Genomic DNA, 21,226 nt, shown 5'->3' on the forward strand with positions numbered 1-21,226 from the left:
GTGGTACATTAACCATAACATATAACCTACAGGTGTGATAAATAGTGTATCTTATTCAAAAAATTAAAGAAGTGACTATGCAATATAACGATGCCAGAAAAGGCATTGGCGAGTTTTTTGATTCTACCATGTTGCATCATTACAAGTTATCGCTTAATAGAACGTGTCCAGAAGCCACCATGGAATTGTTTTGGCTCCACCGTAATAACGAAGGCTTTGGGGTCTAACCCGAGAATCGTCTGGTAGAGCAGCTTTTGGTTTTTGCGTTTCGCCAAAATCTCCATCACCAGTCTGTCCCCATCGCGCCCACTGCCTACCCATGCGGTAACGCCATATCCTTTGTCCCGCAGAGAATTGGCGACATTGCCATCCATCTGATTACAGATCACCTTCACCGTAACATAGCCAAGCGCAATCTTCTCCTCAATCCAAGCACCTAGTAACACACCAAGTCCATATCCTACTGCATAAACAATGAGTGCAACCGTCTTATCCAGATAGCTCAGCACCAAGTTCAATCCGAGTACATAGATCACAATCTCCCCCGTACTGATCAGTGCGGCGATGTATTTCTGACCTTTAAGCGTCAGTATCATACGCAGCGTGTACGCCGATACGTAAACAATTTGAATCAGAAAAATAAACACGAGTATTTTAAACAATTTGCATCCCTCTTTCCTAGGGCGTGTCTGAAAACTCCGCAGGACGCAGATTTTGCCGAATTTCCGTTCCAAGTCAGGAAGTTTTCCGCAGGCGTGCCGAGGCACATCAAGGGAGACTGACGCAGCAAGGGGCGAAAAGGCGGTGAAAGATACACTTCAGCAAGTTTTGAGACACGTCCTAATGATCAGACCTGTTACTGCCAGCCTAAGTTCCTGATCTTCCGTTTGCTCTCAGACTAACCAAGTATTATTAATTCTTATCTTCATCATTGGACGTTATGGTGTGATTTTAAACGGTCTACTTGCAATCGATATGGTGCCAGAACTGCCATTATAGAATTGTTTACTGCGATTATCAACCCGGTAACAGACCTAGGGGCGAAAGGCTCTATCGTTGAATATGCTGAAGCATTAGTAATCGCCGAACACCATGGGATACACCATGCGAACAATCGATACCCATCAATGATACATCAAAAAGGGGGGAGCATCCATGCAGCTATGGCAGGAGATGGAGCAGGAAGGGATGGAAGAACTCCTATTTTGTCACGACCCAAGTAGCGGGCTGAAAGCAGTGGTCGCAATTCATAGTACGGCACTCGGGCCAGCGCTCGGAGGATGTCGCTGCTGGGCATACGCCTCAGAAGAGGATGCAATCCGCGATGCTATGCAGCTTGCTAGAGGTATGACCTATAAATCAGCCGTTTCCGGTCTGCCTTATGGCGGCGGGAAAGCGGTTGTCTGGAATATCCCCACGGAGTGGAAGGTAAGCACTTCCCCTGCACAGCCTAAATCCCAAGCTAGTTCTTCATTCCCCATTAAGAACGTCGTGGATTCCGATTCTAGTTCCCATCAACTCACCATTCCCAACACCAACACAGGGCGAGCCCATATCTTTCGAGCCCTTGGACGTTTTCTTGAACGACTGAACGGTCGCTATATTACCGGTCTTGATCTAGGCACCACGTCCACTGACATGGATCAGATCCGATTGGAGACTTCCTATGTGACCGATATGACCGGATCACTGGGCGCACAGGATGACTTCACCGCCGAGATGACCGCTTACGGTGTGTACACCGGCATCGTGACCTCGCTAAGTCATCAAGGCATCGCCACATTACAGGGCATTCCCATTGCTGTCCAGGGACTGGGCAAGGTTGGGTATGCCCTGTGCCGTCACCTGCATGCAGCCGGGGCACGGCTCATCGTGGCAGACGTTGTACCGGAGCGTGTACAACGTGCCCTTCTGCAGTTCAGCGGCGCCACCTCGGCCGATCCGGCCCATATTCACGCCACTGACTGCAAGGTGTTCGCCCCCTGTGCCCTAGGGGGCGTGTTAACCCCGGCATCGGTGGAGGAGCTGCGCTGCTCCATCGTTGCCGGGGCGGCCAATAACCAGCTCAGCCACCGGGAGCTGGTTATTGCCCGGATGCAGGCGCGCGGCATTCTGTACGCGCCTGACTATGTGCTGAATGCCGGAGGCATCATCAGCACCGCCTGCGAGCTGGAAGGCGCAGGGCCCGACCTGATCCGCCAACAGGTGGCAGGGATTGCGGGCACACTGTCCAAGGTCTATGCCAGGGCAGAGCAATCTGCCATCTCCACAGCGGATGCGGCGGATCAGCTGGCAGAATCTGTTCTGCAAAGCGGGAGATCCCACACTTAACGCAGCAATTTAGTATATATAGAGAATAAATGTCCCTCTTATATTCGAAAATCCTTTTTCGAAGTTTCCAATCACACGCCGTAGATTAATTTAGGTTAACAAAATAACCTCAGCCTCCACTTTCTGTGGAGATTGAGGTTGCTACCGCCTTAACCTTCAACCGTTACAGGTGCTCGCTTCACCCGATAGCGATGCAGCATCGTCCAGAACAGCACATTGGTCACCACCAGAAGCGCTACATAGATCCAGATACCTGCCGGTATGGTGCGGATGAATACATGTAATCCCCATAACAATGCCATGAGCGGAAAGAAAGCAAATATGAGCCAGCCGTCACTCTGCCCGGCCACACTGAAGGATTGGGAGAACGGCGGTTTTCGCAACAACAATTTTCCAGACAACGGGATAAGTGCAGTTGCCACCAACAATATAATGACCATATCAGGGAGAATCCGTAGACCAAAGGTCCACACAAATACAATAACGTTTAATATAAATACGGGCAGAAACATATTGCATAAGAAAGCCTTCAGCGCTCCGCTGTACAGCGCGTTCTCATTCGCCAGAGGGGCCGCCCGGAAGATCCAAAACGCCTTGTATTGTCCTGAATACTTCAGCATGATTACCACCGTCACAATCAGCAAGAGCACCATATACAGCGTGTAAAAAAAGGAGCCTTCCCTGAATTCTGCCCACGAGGAGCTCTGCAATTGGGTGAACCAGAACACATAGGGCAGTACGAAGGATAATCCCATAGACGGATACACCTTGAGCTTGAATTCCCGCTCATTTCGCATCATACTGGCAGACAACCGAAAACACGCCTGTTCTTCTCTCGAACGAGAGAATACCTTCGCCATGATGCGATCCCATCCCCCACGTCTTCGTCCAGAGGCTTGACCTGCATGTGCCATTTTCTCCAAATACAATTCAAAGGAAGGCATCAGCTTCACGTACACCAACAGACTTACCATTGGCACAATCAATGCAAGCGCCGAGAAAACATACAACCAGGCGCCTCCACCACCGCCGAACAGCAGCTCAAATGCCGCTGCATACCATACCGGAGGCAGCAGCAACTGCCACCAGGCAGGTGTGAACACCATATTAAAATCGATAATGCTGAACGATCGTATGACCAGCTGATAACCTACGGCAATCCCGATGGAGAGCAGGATCTGCACCATATTAATCATGTCCTTCAGCTTCTCGCCATCCAGAAACTTCATCATGAATAAATAGATCAGGGACGTGGTCACCAGAATCAACATATTCATCAGAATTAGCTCCACCAGAAAAAGCAGGAAAAAGCCGATTCCGTGGGCAATCAATCCCGCTACCAGCGGCCCAGCCGTCAGGGAACCTGTCAACAGCAGCAGATAGACGCCTGCATGGATGGCACGAGCCATGCCAACGGTACGTCCGTTTACCGGCTTGGTCATGATGATATTACGATCCCGAATATCGAGCAGTACCGAAGAAAAGTCCGAGATCATCGATGTCATGATCATAAACATTAGCATGGCAGCCACAAGACCCATCTGAAGCATATAGTGCCCTGTATCCCAGACAACAAACGGAACCAGAATCAGCCCCATCAGTGCGTATAACCAGAGGGAACGCAAATACAGATTGCCTTCTTTCTGCTCCTTGTTGCCATTCCGCGCTGACAATACCGTCGGCACCCTGCGTTGATCCATCTGAAATTTCACCCGTAGAATAAGGCGCAGCACATCATAATCCGCTCCTGTTCTGGTGATGATATGCCGAAAACGATCCAGAATCTTCAGCGTGCGGAAGTCGGAGGATTCCGCCATATCAGTACACCTCCTGCACGATGGACACAAAGCGTTCCGCAATCGCCTGATGCTCATTGAAGCCCGTCAGTTGATTGAATACTTCCTCCAGTGAACCCTCCATGGATTGCTGCTGAAGCTGCCTGAACGTACCATCCGCCATCACACGGCCTTCGGCAATCAGGACGATTCGGCTGCTGATCTTCTCCACCACATCCATGATATGTGACGAATAGAATATGGTTGTGCCTTTGGCCGACAGCTGCGTCAAAATCTCCTTCACGACCATCACGCTGTTCGCATCCAGTCCACTGAGCGGTTCATCCAGAAACAACAGATCCGGGTCATGCAGTAGCGCGGAAATCAGCAGCACTTTCTGACGCATGCCTTTGGAGAAGGAAGCGATGCGGGAATGATATGATTTCTCCAGTCCAAAACAGTCCATCAGCAATTTCGCCTTATAATCGGCATCTTCATAGGACAATCCGTACAATTCTCCGGTAAACGTCAGATACTCTGCCGGGGTTAATTGTTCATACAATTCCGCGACTTCCGGTACATAACCGATTCTGCGTTTATATTCCACGTCACCGTCCGCAATATCCTTACCAAAGATGCGAACCGTACCCACATATCCCTCAACCAGTCCGAGCAAAATCTTAACCGTTGTGCTTTTACCCGCACCATTCGGACCGATGTATCCGATCATCTCACCCCGATTCACTTCCAGATCAATACCATTCAGCACATAACGGCCGTTATACCTCATCCGCAAGCCTTCAATTGACAGCACTTGTTTATCACTCACTTCGTTATCCAGCTCCTGTCTCTATGTATATATATTTCTACAATTCTACTAGTTTACCACAGATTGGGATGGTAATCATTGGTGCAGCATAAAAGTTGTCATCAATATCAGGTATATAACCTACCCCAAAGAAAACCTCCCTTTTCAATAATGAACCCCTCATTACTTTTCCGCATTTTGCTATTTGAATGTAAAATCAACATATGAAAATGTCCTGGTTTATATCACAAACCCTTGTCTCACCTATAAGGCAGGACAAGGGTTTCTATGTTCCTTTTGATAATAACGCTACCTCAACATAAATTCTTATTGAACCTTAACAATCTGAAAATGCTGATTCGTACCGCCATTATCTGTCCACTGGATTGCGGCGGCCCCGTCTGCCAGGGATTGTCCGGATATATCAAGGAGCTTGCCGGTGCTGCGGTTTTTCAATTTATAGTAACCTCCACCCACACTAACGAGCTGCCATTGCTGACTGGCCCAGCCGCCATCGTTCCACTGCTCAATCACAGCTCCATCTGCTGTGGAGCCATTTTCCACACCGATCAGCTTGCCGCTGGATCGGTTGATGATTTTGACATAACCGCCATCCGCATCCGTGATCTGCCACTGCTGACTGGTCGTGCCGCCATCTGCCCGTTGCTCCAGATCGGCACCGTTATCCGAAGAACCGCCGATGACATTAAGCAGTTTATTGCTTTTACGACTAATCAACTGATACGAAGCATTGGGGTCCCATACGTCAGGCGTATCCACTCCGGTTACGGAACCTGTAGCTGCATCAATGGTAACACTGCTTGCCCAGTTCATCGCCAGACTGGTTGCACTTGGGAAAGACAGTGGCAGCCACACATACTTGGAATCCTGCACTGGCCCGCTCCAGGCGCCAGCCCAGCGATCTCCCATATAAAGATAGGATGTTGTCTGTGACCCTTCGACCGGAAGCACGTATGCCGATTGGGAACCATAGGTTGTACTATCGCCAAAGTTGCTCAGGCCGCTCCACGTGCCTGTTATGCTGGAGGCAGTCGCATATTTCGCCTGATTTGGATTCCATCCCGTAGCCCCGGATGTAATCAGGAAGTAGACGCCGCCTTTTTTGAACATGGCAGGTGCTTCACGATATTGACCCGGCCACAGCGTCGTTACGAGCGATTCCACACCGAGAAAATCCGGAGTCAGCTTGTAAATATTCAGGTCGGCATTCACTTTGGTCGCTGAGATGAGGTAAGCCGTTCCGTTGTCATTGTATACCGTCATATCTCTCGAATCATAGCCAAGCGGACGATAGCTGCCCACATACGTATAATTGCCGTCCACTGTACTTGAGGTTGCTACAGCCACTCGGGCTTCACCGTAATCAACTCCGTTTTCCTTGTGCATCCAAAGAACATACTTGCCTGTTGCACTGTTATAGATGACTTTCGGGCGTTCGATGTTGGAAATGTTTAGCTCGGGAGCTGAGCTGCTGGTGAGCACATCATTGCGATACTCCCAGTTTTTCAGATCCGCTGAACGATACACGGACACCGCCTTGAACGTTCCATTCGGATTGCGGTTCTCCCCAAACCAGTAGTAGTATCCGTTTGCCTTAATCATCCCTCCTCCATGAGCATGAATGACATTACCGCTTGTATCCTTGAACTGTACCCCGTTGGTCACACTGAGTGGAGCAGCGGAAGCCTGTTGTCCTGGAGCGACCAGCATAGCTAGCGATTGTAGCGCCAAGATCAGAGCAAGCAGATAACAAACGCGACGAGGTAAACGATGTGAATTTGTTTTCTTCTTTTCCAACCAATCCTCATTCATAGAGCAATACACCTCCGCAATTTATTTATAGAGCGCTTACAATAAAATCGATACGTCTCTTCTTCCTCCGATCGATGATGCATTTCATCAAATACTTACTCCTCAGACTGGATCGGCACTCACCTCCTGGTTACGATTGTATCCGCCCAGCCCCTGCTCGAATAGTGAACAATACGGCGGAACATGTACGATTACACACTGAACTTGCGAGTGAACAGCAAATAAGACGCTTCATTTGAAGCGCCCTGCTGCACATGTCTTAACTCTATCATGTAAACTCTCTCTTTAGTTGAGCCTTGCGCTCGCCTTTGATCACCTGTACGGAATCAATCATGCTGAGCTCTCCTTCATTCCGCCATTCCATTCTCCCGTTCTATTACAATACGAATTACAAATTACCTAAGGCATCCTCTACCAAGTCATCCCCGGCGATCAGATCAAAAGCCATGCGATACGTCTTCTCCTCCTGAAGGGAAGCAGCGATTACACGGGCCACATCTTCACGCGGAATACTTCCCGGTTTTAGATCTGTTCCTACAGAGATTTTGCCAGTGCCCGGCTCATTTTTCAAACCACCAGGACGGATAATGGTGTAATTCAGATCACTTGCGAACAACGCCCGATCGGCATAATGCTTCGCCACGTAATATGGTTTAATGGCATCCGACCATTTCTCCCGTTGATCGGCCCCAAACGCACTGACCAGAATATATCTGGTAATCCCCTGCTGCTGTGCGGCCTCCATCGTTTTGACCGCCCCATCCAGATCAATGAGCAGCGTTTTGTCCGCGCCTGTAGATCCGCCAGAACCCGCTGTAAAAACGATGGCATTGTGGTCCTTCATCGCCTCAGCCAGATCTTCCACGCTGCCTTCCAAATCACCGATCACGACATTGGCACCGAGCTGCTTCAATGCATCAGCCTGCTCCGGTTTGCGAACCATCGCAGTGACCTGATGTTTCCCTTCGTGCGTCAGCTGCTGCACCAGAAATTTGCCGATTTGTCCGTTCGCTCCAATAACTAATACGTTCATATATCATTCTCCTCTCGGTTTTCCTTTTTGTAACCAGCTATTTATAAATCAGACTTCTCTTTCATTTAAACGAAAGCCGACGCTTCTAAGCGCCGGCTCCTATGTATTACTACCATTCAATGCATCCTGTGATGCGTATAACACGCACTCCTTTAATATACCATACTCCCAATACAGTTATACTGAGCACCTTTGATCCTCGATATTTACAATAAGCAACATGGATATGATATATCTCTCTTACCTTTAAAAAATGCTTTTATATGCCCATAAGGTATTCATGGCTACAACAAAAAAAGGCACCCCCAGAGGGGGTACCTTTGTGTGCTGTATGGCGAACAGGTCTTAGTAAGCCAGTGCAAACAAACCGTGAATATGAGCAAGGTAACGGATGTTACTTGCTTCTTTCATCATGGTTGCAGGCAGACCTTTCAGACGAGTCTGGTTGCCACCGATCATGCCGACAGCATCCTTACGACCCAGACTTCCCAGTGTACCGGAGAATACTGGTGTGAAGGATTCCATTGCGCCACCTTTGAACATTACGCCCAGGTTGTGACCAATGGTTTCACCCATTTGCCAAGCCAATTGTGCTGTTGGAGGGTATGGACGAGCGCCTTCGCTAGGGAAGACCACTGCGCTGTCACCAGCAACAAACACGTCTTTATGGGATGTGGATTGCAGTACTTCCGTAACTTTCGCACGGCCACGATCCACTTCAATTCCGCTGCCCGCAACAACTGCATTACCTTGAACGCCGCCAGTCCATACGAGTGTGTTCGTAGGGATCGAGCTTCCGTCTTTCAGCAGAACTTCATTTTCTTTCATTTCGGTAATCGCTACGCCAACGATGAAGTTAACGCCACGTTTTTCCAGACTTGATTTAGCACGCTCAACCAGTTCTGGCGGGAATCCTGCCAGGATGGAAGGACCTGCTTCAACCGTGTACAGGGAAACTTCTTTGAAGTCGATACCTTTTTCTTGGCATACAGCCGGAAGAAGGTCAGCGAATTCGCCAACAAGCTCGATACCTGTCAAACCGCCGCCACCAATAACAAACGTAGCGTCTGCTTTGTTGCCGGATTGTTTGTAAGCATCCAGACGAGCTTCCACGTGTGCACGAATGCGGTTAGCATCGCTAACGGATTTCAGCGTGAAGCTGTACTCCTGCAATCCTGGAATTCCGAAGAATGCCGTTTCACTGCCCAAGGCAACAACGAGTGCATCGTAAGAGTAAGTAGAACCACTTGTCATGAGAACTTTTTTCTCGTCCGGCTTGATTGTATCCACCGTATCGATTTTCAAGTTCACGTTTTTACCACTCAGCAATTTTTCGAGTGGAAGGGCCACTGCTTTTTCAGCAATGCTTCCCGCTGCAAGACGGTGCAGTTCCGTAATAATTTGGTGCGTAGGGTAACGGTTCACGACTGTAATAGTCGCTTCTTCCGGTGTCAGGTATTGACGCGCAGTCAGCGCAGTCAACAGACCGCCGTAACCTCCGCCCAAGATCAAAATTTGCTTCGACATATCCATCCTCCGTTCTTCTAATCTTAACGTTGCTGTTGTTGACGCTCGTTCAGGATGCTCAAGAATGATTGAGCAAAACGCAGCGTTTGTTGTACGTTTGGATCTTTAAGCATTTTGAGCATAGCGAACAAACCAACCGAAGTTTGCTCGGCTTGCGCACGATCACTCGCTTCGATGGCAGCAGAAGCTACACCTTTAGCTTTGTCTACAACAGGTTTAGCAAACTCACCCATTGCGCTCATTGTGTCGCTAATCAGAACTTTGTCTGTAGCTACGCTTTGTGCAAAGTCATAAGCTTTGGTCATTGCAGTGACCATTTCAGCCAGTTTAGGCAGGTTCTCCACCAGAACGGTCAAAGACTCCTGTACCTCAGGCTTCATCAGTTGATCCAGTACGTCCAAGGACTGGCGTTGGGAAACGTCGGCACCTTCTGTAACCGGCACCTCTTGTTGAGTAGGCGATTGTGACATAAGAGAAAGTCCTCCTTTACTTTGGGATAGAAGTCCGCGACTTTCATGATGCCTGTCAAGCAGAGCCGAACCACAAATACATCCAATACAACTAAATGTACCAAATTTCACACAATAGAATGAGCATAGCCCATGGGCCGCTCCCACATCATGTATTGTATCTTGGGTCTATTGCGGACAACATGTGTTGACGCAAAACGACAAGCAGGCCGAAACCGAACTCTATACCCCTATATTACACCTCTTACACATGAACATGAAAAAGAAATTTTTTACACTTGTGAAGATATTGTGAACATTGTAACAAAATCGATTTTTTTGTCAAGCATCGCAATCGAATTACAATCGTTCTTCATCCTGTCCCAGATCCGTAATCCTACCATATGTGGTATGAAGACAAGATCCCATATGGCTATATGCGCGATATGTACACAAGGGAGGATTTTTCAACTTAATTTTTCAGGAATTGTTTTCCAAAACCATGAATTCATGCAACGAAATTGGTCACTGTCGTTATTATGCAGCTAGGGGTACAGCCTTATTCCTGAATTGACATCATTTCTTACCTTAGTATGAACCTATCGTGGCTTGAAAGCAAAAAAGACACAAAGAAGGCCTGACGAATCGTCCTGCCTCCTGAGGTTTATTTCACTGTTCGCCCGATCGTTTTTCAAATCATCTACAGGCATCTCTGTCCCCCGTGATTGCACACGCTCGCGCACACTGAATTCCAGAATGCTCATCGCTTTGCTGATGGCCAAGAATTTTTGCCCCCTGTCCAAAAGCGAACGTTTAGACTATGGATATCCCGGTTAATAAGGACTACACCAGAAACGAAGGAGATGTTCGATTATGAGTAATTCAACTAGCGATAAAATCAAAGCAGGCGTAAACAAAGCCAAAGGCGAAGTGAAGGATCAGGTCGGTAATGCAACTAACAACAGATCCCTTCAGGCTGAAGGCAAGAAAGATAAGGCCAAAGGTGCTGTGCAGGATAAAATTGCCGATGTGAAAGAGCATCACTAGATCCATTCGTTTAACGTGAAAACGCACGACGATTCGTGCAGTAGATATAGGTAAGCTGCCTACCGTTCAAGCCGAATGAACATTCGGAATTGTACGGGGGCGCAAAAAAGCCAAGGAAGGTGTTATTCCCTACACCCTTCCCTGGCTTTTTTTGTTCTGGTTTATACAGCTGGAACTGCGTATCTGGCCATATCAATAATAAAACTGCGCGTCTCCCTTGTCGTATGATATTCCCGGCTGAATTGCCTTACCCAATCGGGATGTTCCTGATACCATCGAAAGGTCTGCTCTAGCCCCTGTTCCAACGTTATCTTGGGGAACCATCCGAGCTCTGCTCGCAGCTTTCCAGAGTGAACGACCAGGCTCGAGCCCCTGGATTGGGTAGGTTCCTGCTCCCGAATCTGTGCCGTTCCATGGGAACCATGTATGGTTTGCAAAAGCGCCCCTATCTCTTGCATGGTCGTTCCTTGCCCCGTCGAAATGTTATAGATCTGCTGATCTTGTCCAATCAGCATAATCTGTTCAATCGCTCGCAGCGCATCATCCACATACAGAAAATCACGTACAGCCGATCCCTGGATATCCAGCGGAAGTCCGTCCATGATTCGCCCAAAATTACGCGGAATAATTCGATCCGGCAGCTGCCAGGGACCATAGAGATTCGTCAACCGAAATATTTTGACAGGAAGCTGGTAACATTGAGCATAGGATAACGCAAGCATCTCACAGGCTACCTTGGACGCGGAATACGGGGATACCGGAGCATAATCATCCGATTCATGATACACTCTGCCCATCTCCCCTCCATATACCTCCACGGATGAAGCCAGTGCAACGGGAATATGATGATCGGATGCATATTGCAGAATGGCCTGTGTACTGAGGGTGTTGTTACGAAACACTTCTCCGGGGTGATGATACGAATAGTCTACGTGTGGCATCGCTGCCAGATGAATAATATAATCTGTTTCGTGTGGCAAGCTGAATCTGTCTGTAGCGAGGTCACAACAGATGAAGGCCATGTCATGAAGTGGGGAGCTGTGAACAAGCCTCTGACAATAATCATCCTGATCCACCAGGGTGATTCGATGTCCTTTTTGCGCTAAATACTGCGAAAGGTTAAAGCCTACAAATCCAGAAGCCCCTGTAATGACAATGTTCAAGCACATTCCCCCTTGCGATTTATACAACAAGTTCACTAAAGAGAGTCTATGTTCTGAGTATAACCTTAAAGAGATACAATTTGTATCATTTTACCATTGTTTTTTGTTCTTCTCCATAAATAAACGGGTAATGTCATAGAGAGGTGATATTTACGATGAAGGATCGAATGAATGATCCAATGAATGATGTACAGACGATGTTATTTCAAGATGATGGTGTGATTCCCAATCATACGAGCCTGCCTGTACTTCTCTATAAAGGGATTTGGGCAAAAGATTCCTCTCGTGCGGAGTCGTTACTGAACGGTAACGGATGGGGAAATAGCTGGATTAACGGTGTGTTTGATTATCATCATTACCACAGCAATGCTCATGAAGTACTTGCCGTGGTCAGCGGCTGGGTTCAGCTCATTCTTGGCGGGGAGCATGGACAGACCGTTCGCCTTCAGGCTGGAGATGTCGTTGTACTTCCTGCGGGGACCGGACATAAGCGGCTGAGTGCGAGCCTTGATTTCCGCATAGCCGGGGCCTATCCGGGTGGCATGAGTTACAATACCCGAACTGGTGAACCGGGAGAGCGACCCAAGGTTCTGCGAGAGATTCAGGAGGTCCCCGTTCCGGATACTGATCCGGTATATGGACAAGAAGGGCCACTGTTGGAGTTATGGAATGAGAAAAAGAATTGAAAGAATACATGCATCATCAGAATGAGAAATAATTACATCAATAAGGCTATCTCGCAGGGATTTCGCTCTACCTTCCACGGCTAACGAACCTACCGCACCCTAAACTGCGAATTTTCAAGAAATACAAATGTTAACGAACTTCAGAAATGCTATTTCGGTGCAGCACGGTCTAAAGACCTTAGAAATCGCCCCAATCGACGAAATAACGTCTCTGTGATTCGTTACATCTCAGAACTAAGCAAATGGGAGCGAATAGCGTGTACTAGGTTCATTAGATCAAAATGAGACTAAAATGAGGCTCCCCCATCATGCCCATAACTTATGGGAAAGCCCCTTTTCAGTTACTGGGGAAGCCGCACGCTGTAGAATCGCATGGCATGAGGATTCCCTTCCATCTCAAGCCGTCCCTGTATGATCAACTGTCGGACTCGGTATTCAATAAAGGCATCTCCGACGGCTTGTTCGAGATGGCCCAGCACCTCACCAACAATACGGGCTGATTTTATGAATTCACCAGACTGTCTGATTAACGTAAGCTCTCTGGCTTTTTGCATAATGTATTCATCAATCGCGTCTTCGGGCAGGCTTTGAATCTCGCCATCCTTCATTAAGCGCAGAAGCCCAGGCTGTACAGCCAAATCCAACCACTCTTGCTCCATGTGTCTGCGTTCCTCCAAAGACAACGGTTCAGCTTTCACGCAGTGTTGCCACATCGCTAGCAACTTCTCAGAAAAAATTTCACCTGTTCTAAGAACATCATGCTGAACTTCAGAATTATTAAATAATTCCTGATATAAAGTACTTGTCTCGATCAAATAAACAGGGGCAAGCCGGTTACGCAGCAAATACATGGCATATAATAGTCCCGTTTTCTCATGAGCATTATTTGCATACCAGATAGTGATTCGCGTATCTTCGTCAATCGAACTCACTACGCTGTTTAATTGTATCAGCTCATCCATGCCTTGAACGGCATAACTTCCATGCTCACTCAAATAAAATTTCTCAAGTAGCCAGAGATGCCTGCGGTGCAAATCCGCCTTGTTCGTCAAATCGCCCAATGGACCGATGGCATAGTAGTCATTCATAGAGAAAAACCGCCGCTCCGAGCGGCCAGGAACCTTGCCCATCGCAACCTTAATGCTACCAAGCGACGATTCACCAATCGCTATATGAATTTCACGTGGTTTCTGTGCCTTTAATGCCTGTTGCTCAGCTTTCTCCCGGTTCCGATTCTCGTCCAATGTCTTAAATATTGACTGAATTTTCGTTGCAAAATGAACAGAATGTTCTTCCACTGACTGATCACTTACTGCCATATCTGCGCTGAGATAGAGCGTACGCAATAACGAACGCAGCTCATCCTCATTCATAAGGTGCAGCTCCTTATCAAAATCAAAGACATTGTCAATCATGCTTATCCCCCTATAAACATTCTAAACAGATGGCCATCTCCGATTAAACCATTCAAAATCAAACATACGTATTTGCATTCCCCTAAGTTTTACGACGAAATAGACTTTCCAGAGGAGTGACTCAGATCATCCATTTCCTCACGATTTGATGACGAACGGGTAAAATGACGCTCCAATTTCCGGCTTGCCCACAGCGATACCGCAATAAACAACAACACGCCGCCCCACCGAACAGGATGCTCCATAAACTGAGCTACATTTGAACCGATATACGTCACACAGAAGATCATAATGGCTTTACCAAAGCTCACCGCAAGCAGGAAGGACATGAATCTCATCCGCGCGATACCTGCCGCTACATTGATGATGACGAACGGACCGACCGGGAATATACTCAGCAAAAACACATAACTGAACGCATTCCGCCGAATCCATACCATACTGCGCTGCACACGGGGTTTACTCGCCCAACGTTCCACAAAAGCCGATTTCCCAATCTCCCGAACAATCAGGAATGTAACGGTACAGCCAAGTACCATCCCGATCCATGAATATAGAAACCCTGCCCATAGCCCGTACACCGCACCGTTAACGCCAACAATCAGCAATGTAGGGAGCGGGGGCACGAACGATTTCGTAAAGGTAAGCAATATTCCCGGTAAAGGGCCCAGGGAGCGAAACTTCTCCAGCCAAAAACGAATATTCTCTTCCGTAATATAGGACATGATGTCCAAAGATGCCGGGGTCATCTGCTTCCCTCCAATCTATAAGTCCAATATTTCTTCTATGATGTGTGTTAACAAATCCGCTTTCGAATATAAGGATGCTGAAATATCTCTACTCACTCCCCCCAGTATAACGTACATATGAATGCTGTACCGTTGTCAATTTGAAGAAATTTCACCCGCTGCGCTGAAAAACAAAAAAGCACACCTGGACCTGTTCAGTCTTGGTGTGCTCTCCTTATCAAATGCCCTGCCTGAAACAGATTGTGGAACAAGCCCAGGGCAGTGTATCGCTTAACAATTATTCTAGCTGAACTTCCTGCATGGCCAATTCATTAAGCTCTTCCTGATGCGCAGCATTCCACTCGGGAATACCGGAACGCATGAATTCCTCGGCATCCATCGCTGCTTTGGACTGGTTGCACAGATTGCAGGCGCAGACACAATTGAGCGGAGTGGTATGTCCACCCTTGGCTCGCGGCAGAAGATGGTCAATCGTGTCTCCGTACGAGCCACAGAAATAACAGGTGTAGTTATCCCGAGTCAAAATAAACCGCTTGAAGTCCTTGTTACTGAACAATCGGCGGATCGTGTACCGATTAACTACAACAGCGGCCTTTTCCTTGACCAGCGTGACCGCCAGCTCCATATCCACTTCCTGATGCCAGCGCCGCCCTTTGTCTGTCTTGCCACGCATGCGCACCATGCCTTGCCGGTTTGTCCGAAGCGATGACGGATCTTCCGGGTCAATCGCTACAGGAGCCGCCGGAGTATGACGGCGGGGACGGCTTTCTGTTCCAGCCCCGTGACTGCGGCTGGAATGTGCAGGCGCCCGCTGCCCGGATGATCCGGCACGGGCGGTGTCTTCGCTGCCCGCCTTGGGCGCACGCTCCTTGCGTGCCGGGCGCGGCTTCGACCCGGGCGAGCCTGGCTGGCGCACGGGTGCAGGAGGCGCAGCCTCCATAGCCGCGCCCGATGCTTGGCCGGGCGCGGGCTGTGCAGCAGCGGCAGGCCGTGCTGCCGCTGTGGGTCCAGCGACCGTATTGGCATCGCCACGGTCGCTCAGGCCCGGCGCACTGGCCTCAGCTATGCTGCGGGCCTGTTCTGCGCCGGACGGCAGCGCGGCAGCACGTTTGCGGCGCCGCTTGCGTTTGCGTTTGGCTGCGGTCGGCTGATCCGCAGCTTCTGGCTCTGCTGCCGGGCCTTGCGGCTTGGTCCGCAGCAGAGCCTTGGCCGCCGTTATCTCCTGCTCGGCGGCCTGATCCGTGCCAGCGGCTATGCGCGCGCGGGCACGCTTCGCAGATGGATCAGCACTCGCTGTATGCACCTGCGCATCCCTGTCTTGTTGTTGAAGCACATCGGTCTGTGGAAGATCTGCAATGTCGCTCTCGGGGTTCGTCTGCGAAATCACTTCCGTCGGCTCATGACCCGGATGCACGTCAGTACGCTTCGCTTTCCTCCTTCTTCTCCGCTTCTTCCTGTTGCCTGAAGGAGACGAAGGGGTAACAGCAGCAGCTGCGACAACATTTTCTCCATAGTCAGCAGAGTCCCGCTCTCTCGGAGAAGTTGAATTTACTGAAGGCTGAGCATCCATACGTCTATCTGACGCAGACACAGAACCTGAATCCCTGTCCACTGCATCAGCGATCAGGTCTGCTGCGTGTTTTACAGACGCAGAAGCGTCGGCAGCTATATGCCGCCGGGCTGGTGTGACACTATTTTGATTCCCCGTATGCTCATCCGTCTGCCGAATTGAGACGTTATGGGCACTATCGTTATCCGCTTGTCCACCGAGCTGACGACAGCGGCGACAAGCGCCGCGTCTGGCTCCGGGGCCAGCCCGCTTTCCGGTTCTTCGTCGAAATTCGGACAAAGGTCGCTTTTGCCCGCAATACATACATGTCTTGGTCAGTTGCGCTTCATGTTCCGTCATTTCCTGCCGGAAAGGGGCCAAGCCCGTCTCCATGTTGTCACCTCGGTTCCGTATGAATCCGGTTTCTTTCTATTGTATCACATCTGCTCGCTAACACACTCATAGCCAGATGTCTCATAATCTTTTGTCTTGTACTCCTGCGTCTGCCCCACGCATTCGTGAAGGATATGTTCCACGTATTCCAATATATCTTGCATCGGTTTCCCGCATTGTTCACATGTTGTCATTGTTCTCACCTTAATCCTGTTCTTAAAGTTCTCTGCTTATCAAATTATTTAAATGGTGTTCCGCCTTCTCATTACCCTTCGCGTATGAAAAAGAAACATCCGTTCCCCATAATGAATCCAACCAGCAACCAAAAAACCGTTCCCCGCTCAACCCTAATGGTCGACCAAGAAACGGTTTATTATTCCTGTGTTGGCATAAATATTTTTTAACGAACGTCGAGTTGTCCCGAGTTTTGTTGCGGTACCAGACGCGGCTTGGGTTTGGGCAAATTGCCGAAAATCACCCATGCAAACGGAATGAATCTTGCCGTGAGTCCAACCACAATCCACGATGCAATTAACGCCACACCAAAACCTCCGGCGTACCACAGGTGGATCAACCAGGAAACCCCGGTTTGTGGTGGGAAGTTCCGATAGACCAGCAGGAAAAATGGATGGATCAGATAAATACCGAAGGACAGTGCCCCCAGCCGATTGAGCGGCTTGACGATCAGCGATGGTCCTTTGCGATAGAGCAGGTACGCAATCTGAATGAGCACCAGCGCACAGGCGAACGTATGCAAGTTCCAGAAGAACTCATACCACAGCGTGTTATAGGTCGCAATCTTCATGCGCAGCAGATAATAAATGTACACATGACCGAGTCCGGCAAAAATCCATACTGCCCACAGCACAATCCATGAAACTACACGAGCTTTAGTTGCATTGGCCCGACTAATGACAAACCATTGTTTAATCTTCGGAAAATAAACCCCGATAAAAGCACCCAGCATGAAATAGGAGAAGTACGAGAATGCCCAGCTTCCCTTGTTCGGCACCTGGAATCCATATTTGTTACTTACGATAAATGCCCACTGAATGAGCAGCCCAATCGGTACTGACCATTTGACGACTGAGGGATATTTCTTGAGCAGCCACAAGACCAACGGGAATAACAGATAGAACTGCATATTAATAAATACAAAGTACAGATGCGTATACGCCTTGCCCGTGAACAGTTTCGTTATGAAACTTACGGCTGATTCACCGAACGGACGGCCCTGATAATGCGTGAAGTGCAGAATCACAAAATACATTAATGAAAATATGAAATACGGCAGCAAAATATAAACAAATCTTTTTTTGTAAAAGTTACTAACCAGCTTCTTATCGAGCGGGCGAGAATAATAGTTATAGAACAGCACAAAACTGCTCATGAAAATAAACGTGGGTGTACCATATTTCATAAAAATATTAATAAAATTGTACAGCCAGTAATACCCTGAACCTGTCATGTCCACCGTAGCGTATGAAGTGGAATGCACACACAGCACGCCGATGATGGCCATTGCCCGTACGAGATTCAGCTCTGGAATTCGCTCTCTTTTGATGGTTTCACTCATAATTAGCGTTTCTCCTTACTATGTTCGTTGATATGTCTAATGTGACTTAGTACGATAAGCTCACTATCTATTAAAAGGCATAAAGCTTAAGAAGGGTAGTCCAATTTCTTAAAAGTTCCTAAATTTTCAACAATTTTCACCGTCTTCTCATGTCTATATATGTAAAAAAGACCGCTATGACGCGGCCTGTGAGCATGTTCCTGTGGGTCCAAAATAATGTTGGGTCACAGGGATGAAAATGGTAAACTCCAATACTAAAATGCATCTTTGCTATATAAACCTATATATTAAGGTGAGCTTCTTAACCACTGGTCTGACGACTCGCCAGAATGTGTTTATAAACATCAATAGCCGACTGACGGGATGTTTTCAGATCAACAATCGCATCCTGGCGGGGCTGATGAATCTCTTTGCTATGCAAATCCTTCAGGTCAGGCAGCCATTTGCGGATATAATCGCCTTGAGAATCATACTTCTCTGACTGTGTCACGGGGTTGTTCACCCGAAAGTATGGAGCTGCATTCTCTCCAAGTGATGCACACCACAGCCAGTTGCCCCGGTTTTGAATGTTGTCATAGTCACTGAGCTTACGTCTGAAATACGCTTCACCCAGCGTAAACGGGCATTGCAGATTTTTGGTAAGAAACATCGCGGTCAGAATACGAAGCCGATTCGGCATATGTCCCGTCTCATTCAGTTCCGTCATCGCTGCGTCGATAATCGGAATGCCCGTTTCGCCCTTGCACCACCGTTCGAAGTAGTAATCGCTGAGCGGCGACAGATCGTAACTTTTCTCATATGTAAAATAATGACTCTCATACACTGCCCGATACAGGTAGAAGTCACGGAAGCACAATTGTCTGATCCATTCGTCCGAATAGTCCGTGCGTTTCGCAGCATCATACATCTTGCGGATGGATACAGCTCCCACAGCTACATAAGAACTGAGACGGCTCGGTTCATATGCTTCATATTCATCCCGATGGTCTCCGTAGTCGGTAATCCTGTCGGACAGAAAGCAGTCCAATACGAGATGAGGATCATTCAAATCTGAACTATTAAATGCCAGCAAATGTGGGGGTACCTGGAAGGTCTCCGGCCACTCTATCTGCTGATCACTGACCTTCATATCCGCAACCGTAGTGGTTGATGCTGGATTGGGATGCTCATTCATGAATTCCACCCAGCGCCGGTGGAAAGCGGCAAAAACTTTATATGGCTCCGACTTGCCCGTAAAATCAGCGAACCCCGGCAGGTCCATCAGCAAATGGTCCGTCAGCTGCGTAAATGTGACATCTCGTTCCTCGGTTACCTTGCGTATTCCACGATCCCGTTCGATTGCATACGGGGTCATATCCCGATGAACAATGACTTCATCTACACGACTTTGCATTTGTTCGAGGATGTAATCAATCACCTCAGCTGGTTTGCCATAAGCCACGTGCAGCTTGCGGCCTGATTCCCGATACCGCTTACCAAGCTTTACAGCATGCTTTAGAAAGTTCACTCCGCTATGTTCCTGATCACGCCCCTGCCGCAGCAGAAAAGGATCATAAATGAGCACATGCAGACTCTCCGCATCCTGATTCCGCAAATAATCGAATGCGACCAGATCATCTGTACGCAAATCTTTGCGATGTATGAATAACTTCATGCTTCATCCTCCTGCGTGAACTTCTGCCTACTTTGCCGTTAATTCTTCATATAGTCTGCTTGTCTCCGACTCCGGTTGATGTCCCAGTTCCTCAAGCAGGGTCAGCGTAAATGAATGATATATTCTGAGTATGGCTTGTTGATCATCCATGGATGCATATACTCTCATCATTAATCGGCAGATCTCCTCGGCATAGGGCTCCCGTTCCTGTAGTTCGCTCAATTGCTCTATCGCTTCCTTGCCACGTCCATGCTTCATGTCCCATTCGGCGATATCCATAACCAGCCCCACATATTTACGTCTCAGATCTCTCACTTTGGATTGAGCCCAGCGATAATCATGCTCCTCCAGATAATCACCACGATAGAGCGGGATAATATCCCTCAACTGATCCACATTGTCTGACGTAACGGCAGCGTATGCTGTCCTTTGCTCGAATTGCTCTACATCACTGACCAGATTACCCGATAACAGACGATAACGGTTCATGTTGTATTCCAGCTTGCCTGTCATGCTCCATTCCTTTAGCAGTTTGCGGATCTGATATACGGAAGTATGCAAATGCGTTAGGCCTTTCTCTTGTGAGACATCTGCCCACAACTGATCGAGCAGAATCTCTTTGCTTACCCAATCCCCTCTATGGTGAAACAAAAACGCAAACAGTTCCTGCGATTTGGCTGTGCGCCACTTGTGCTTCTGTGCTTCTGGGTCCAGGCTTCTGTAGATATCCAGATGTTTGAAAGTAAGCAATCCAGGTACATGGGTATCCACTCCCACGGCCTCAAGTTCCTGATCCTCAGCAGTTGCAGCAACGTGAGAGGTTGACGATATCATTCCTGCAGCAATGCGATCAATCGTTTTGGCAAGTCGCACTGAACTTACCGGCTTCAGCACATAATCCAGCGCCTCAAGCTCAAAGGCATCAACCGCATAATCGGCGTAAGCCGTTACAAATATAATGCGAATACTGCTGTCCAATTGCTGTATATATTCAGCCGCTTCCAGTCCATTCATTTCCGGCATGCCAATGTCGAGAAACACAACGTCCACACGCTCATTTGCCAGAAAATCCAGACCGGCACGGGCTGTCGAAAAACACTGCACGGGAATAATCCGCCCATCCGATCGTAACAGGCGCTCCAGATGAAGCTGCGCCGGTTTCTCGTCATCGATTACAATGGCTTTCATCGCTCTTCCAGCCTCCTGCCATGAAATATTCAATGGGAATACCGCGTATA

At 48.3% G+C, this 21,226-nt stretch carries 18 protein-coding genes; 3 read left to right on the top strand and 15 right to left on the bottom strand.

The features are described 5' to 3' along the window. Positions 1-146: 146 nt before the first annotated feature. Positions 147-662: a DUF2179 domain-containing protein gene (locus P5G61_RS08735; protein ID WP_301246110.1), complete on the bottom strand. Its 516-nt coding sequence runs from the start codon at positions 660-662 to the stop codon at positions 147-149. Positions 663-1,155: 493 nt separating this feature from the next. On the opposite strand from P5G61_RS08735, the gene P5G61_RS08740 reads away from it, so the two are divergent. Beyond that, complete coding sequence (locus P5G61_RS08740; protein ID WP_301246111.1) at positions 1,156-2,331, top strand: Leu/Phe/Val dehydrogenase; 1,176 nt, start codon at positions 1,156-1,158, stop codon at positions 2,329-2,331. Positions 2,332-2,480: 149 nt separating this feature from the next. On the opposite strand, the gene P5G61_RS08745 is transcribed toward P5G61_RS08740, so the two are convergent. The 7 genes from P5G61_RS08745 to P5G61_RS08775 all read right to left on the bottom strand — a co-directional run bounded on the left by P5G61_RS08745 (position 2,481) and on the right by P5G61_RS08775 (position 10,538). Continuing rightward, positions 2,481-4,148, bottom strand: a complete 1,668-nt coding sequence (locus tag P5G61_RS08745) for a hypothetical protein (protein WP_301246112.1) — start codon at positions 4,146-4,148, stop codon at positions 2,481-2,483. 1 nt (position 4,149) lies between these two features. Continuing rightward, complete coding sequence (locus tag P5G61_RS08750) at positions 4,150-4,935, bottom strand: ABC transporter ATP-binding protein (RefSeq protein ID WP_094938755.1); 786 nt, start codon at positions 4,933-4,935, stop codon at positions 4,150-4,152. Between the two features lie 306 nt (positions 4,936-5,241). Continuing rightward, positions 5,242-6,747 carry an RICIN domain-containing protein gene (locus P5G61_RS08755; protein WP_301246113.1) on the bottom strand — a complete coding sequence of 502 codons (1,506 nt, stop codon included), beginning with the start codon at positions 6,745-6,747 and terminating at the stop codon, positions 5,242-5,244. A gap of 388 nt (positions 6,748-7,135) precedes the next feature. Next, positions 7,136-7,780: an SDR family oxidoreductase gene (locus P5G61_RS08760; RefSeq protein WP_301246114.1), complete on the bottom strand. Its 645-nt coding sequence runs from the start codon at positions 7,778-7,780 to the stop codon at positions 7,136-7,138. A 345-nt stretch (positions 7,781-8,125) separates the two neighbouring features. Continuing rightward, positions 8,126-9,307 (bottom strand): NAD(P)/FAD-dependent oxidoreductase, encoded by a 1,182-nt coding sequence (locus P5G61_RS08765; protein ID WP_024629787.1) that lies wholly within the window; start codon positions 9,305-9,307, stop codon positions 8,126-8,128. 23 nt (positions 9,308-9,330) lie between these two features. Further along, the gene (locus tag P5G61_RS08770; protein WP_024629786.1) at positions 9,331-9,777 is read right to left on the bottom strand and encodes a DUF1641 domain-containing protein; all 447 of its coding nucleotides are present in this window, start codon (positions 9,775-9,777) and stop codon (positions 9,331-9,333) included. Positions 9,778-10,355: 578 nt separating this feature from the next. Then, positions 10,356-10,538 (bottom strand): hypothetical protein, encoded by a 183-nt coding sequence (locus P5G61_RS08775; RefSeq protein ID WP_301246115.1) that lies wholly within the window; start codon positions 10,536-10,538, stop codon positions 10,356-10,358. 91 nt (positions 10,539-10,629) lie between these two features. Here P5G61_RS08775 and P5G61_RS08780 point away from each other — a divergent pair, with 91 nt between their 5' ends. Next, on the top strand, positions 10,630-10,803 hold the full coding sequence (locus P5G61_RS08780) for a CsbD family protein (RefSeq protein ID WP_285076017.1): 174 nt from the start codon (positions 10,630-10,632) through the stop codon (positions 10,801-10,803). Between the two features lie 161 nt (positions 10,804-10,964). Here P5G61_RS08780 and P5G61_RS08785 read toward each other — a convergent pair whose 3' ends face one another. Further along, a complete protein-coding gene (locus P5G61_RS08785) occupies positions 10,965-11,972 on the bottom strand; it encodes an NAD-dependent epimerase/dehydratase family protein (protein WP_301246116.1) in 1,008 nt (335 codons plus the stop codon). A gap of 149 nt (positions 11,973-12,121) precedes the next feature. Between P5G61_RS08785 and P5G61_RS08790 the strand changes: the two genes are divergently transcribed. Beyond that, positions 12,122-12,652 carry a cupin domain-containing protein gene (locus P5G61_RS08790; RefSeq protein WP_301246117.1) on the top strand — a complete coding sequence of 177 codons (531 nt, stop codon included), beginning with the start codon at positions 12,122-12,124 and terminating at the stop codon, positions 12,650-12,652. 341 nt (positions 12,653-12,993) lie between these two features. On the opposite strand, the gene P5G61_RS08795 is transcribed toward P5G61_RS08790, so the two are convergent. From P5G61_RS08795 to P5G61_RS08825, 6 genes are all read right to left on the bottom strand, one after another. Next, positions 12,994-14,067, bottom strand: a complete 1,074-nt coding sequence (locus P5G61_RS08795; RefSeq protein WP_301246118.1) for a DUF1835 domain-containing protein — start codon at positions 14,065-14,067, stop codon at positions 12,994-12,996. Positions 14,068-14,156: 89 nt separating this feature from the next. Further along, complete coding sequence (locus tag P5G61_RS08800) at positions 14,157-14,816, bottom strand: TVP38/TMEM64 family protein (RefSeq protein ID WP_301246119.1); 660 nt, start codon at positions 14,814-14,816, stop codon at positions 14,157-14,159. Between the two features lie 277 nt (positions 14,817-15,093). Then, positions 15,094-16,758: an HNH endonuclease gene (locus P5G61_RS32050; RefSeq protein ID WP_435874097.1), complete on the bottom strand. Its 1,665-nt coding sequence runs from the start codon at positions 16,756-16,758 to the stop codon at positions 15,094-15,096. Positions 16,759-17,158: 400 nt separating this feature from the next. Further along, the gene (locus tag P5G61_RS08815) at positions 17,159-18,334 is read right to left on the bottom strand and encodes an acyltransferase (RefSeq protein ID WP_024629778.1); all 1,176 of its coding nucleotides are present in this window, start codon (positions 18,332-18,334) and stop codon (positions 17,159-17,161) included. Between the two features lie 301 nt (positions 18,335-18,635). Further along, positions 18,636-19,988, bottom strand: a complete 1,353-nt coding sequence (locus P5G61_RS08820; protein WP_301246120.1) for a cryptochrome/photolyase family protein — start codon at positions 19,986-19,988, stop codon at positions 18,636-18,638. 27 nt (positions 19,989-20,015) lie between these two features. Continuing rightward, positions 20,016-21,176: a response regulator gene (locus P5G61_RS08825; RefSeq protein WP_301246121.1), complete on the bottom strand. Its 1,161-nt coding sequence runs from the start codon at positions 21,174-21,176 to the stop codon at positions 20,016-20,018. Between the last annotated feature and the right edge of the window lie 50 nt (positions 21,177-21,226).

It is taken from the genome of Paenibacillus vandeheii, from assembly GCF_030433635.1.
Taxonomy (GTDB): Bacteria; Bacillota; Bacilli; order Paenibacillales; family Paenibacillaceae; genus Paenibacillus; species Paenibacillus vandeheii.

Bases quoted from the DNA above. Each gene is read 5' to 3' on its own strand.
- P5G61_RS08790 (WP_301246117.1), top strand. From the start codon at position 12,122: ATGAAGGATCGAATGAATGATCCAATGAATGATGTACAGACGATGTTA.
- P5G61_RS08815 (WP_024629778.1), bottom strand. From the start codon at position 18,334: ATGAGTGAAACCATCAAAAGAGAGCGAATTCCAGAGCTGAATCTCGTA.
- P5G61_RS08800 (WP_301246119.1), bottom strand. From the start codon at position 14,816: ATGACCCCGGCATCTTTGGACATCATGTCCTATATTACGGAAGAGAAT.
- P5G61_RS08795 (WP_301246118.1), bottom strand. From the start codon at position 14,067: ATGATTGACAATGTCTTTGATTTTGATAAGGAGCTGCACCTTATGAAT.
- P5G61_RS08755 (WP_301246113.1), bottom strand. From the start codon at position 6,747: ATGAATGAGGATTGGTTGGAAAAGAAGAAAACAAATTCACATCGTTTA.
- P5G61_RS08780 (WP_285076017.1), top strand. From the start codon at position 10,630: ATGAGTAATTCAACTAGCGATAAAATCAAAGCAGGCGTAAACAAAGCC.
- P5G61_RS08765 (WP_024629787.1), bottom strand. From the start codon at position 9,307: ATGTCGAAGCAAATTTTGATCTTGGGCGGAGGTTACGGCGGTCTGTTG.
- P5G61_RS08740 (WP_301246111.1), top strand. From the start codon at position 1,156: ATGCAGCTATGGCAGGAGATGGAGCAGGAAGGGATGGAAGAACTCCTA.
- P5G61_RS08785 (WP_301246116.1), bottom strand. From the start codon at position 11,972: ATGTGCTTGAACATTGTCATTACAGGGGCTTCTGGATTTGTAGGCTTT.
- P5G61_RS08820 (WP_301246120.1), bottom strand. From the start codon at position 19,988: ATGAAGTTATTCATACATCGCAAAGATTTGCGTACAGATGATCTGGTC.
- P5G61_RS08760 (WP_301246114.1), bottom strand. From the start codon at position 7,780: ATGAACGTATTAGTTATTGGAGCGAACGGACAAATCGGCAAATTTCTG.
- P5G61_RS08825 (WP_301246121.1), bottom strand. From the start codon at position 21,176: ATGAAAGCCATTGTAATCGATGACGAGAAACCGGCGCAGCTTCATCTG.
- P5G61_RS08745 (WP_301246112.1), bottom strand. From the start codon at position 4,148: ATGGCGGAATCCTCCGACTTCCGCACGCTGAAGATTCTGGATCGTTTT.
- P5G61_RS32050 (WP_435874097.1), bottom strand. From the start codon at position 16,758: ATGGAGACGGGCTTGGCCCCTTTCCGGCAGGAAATGACGGAACATGAA.
- P5G61_RS08770 (WP_024629786.1), bottom strand. From the start codon at position 9,777: ATGTCACAATCGCCTACTCAACAAGAGGTGCCGGTTACAGAAGGTGCC.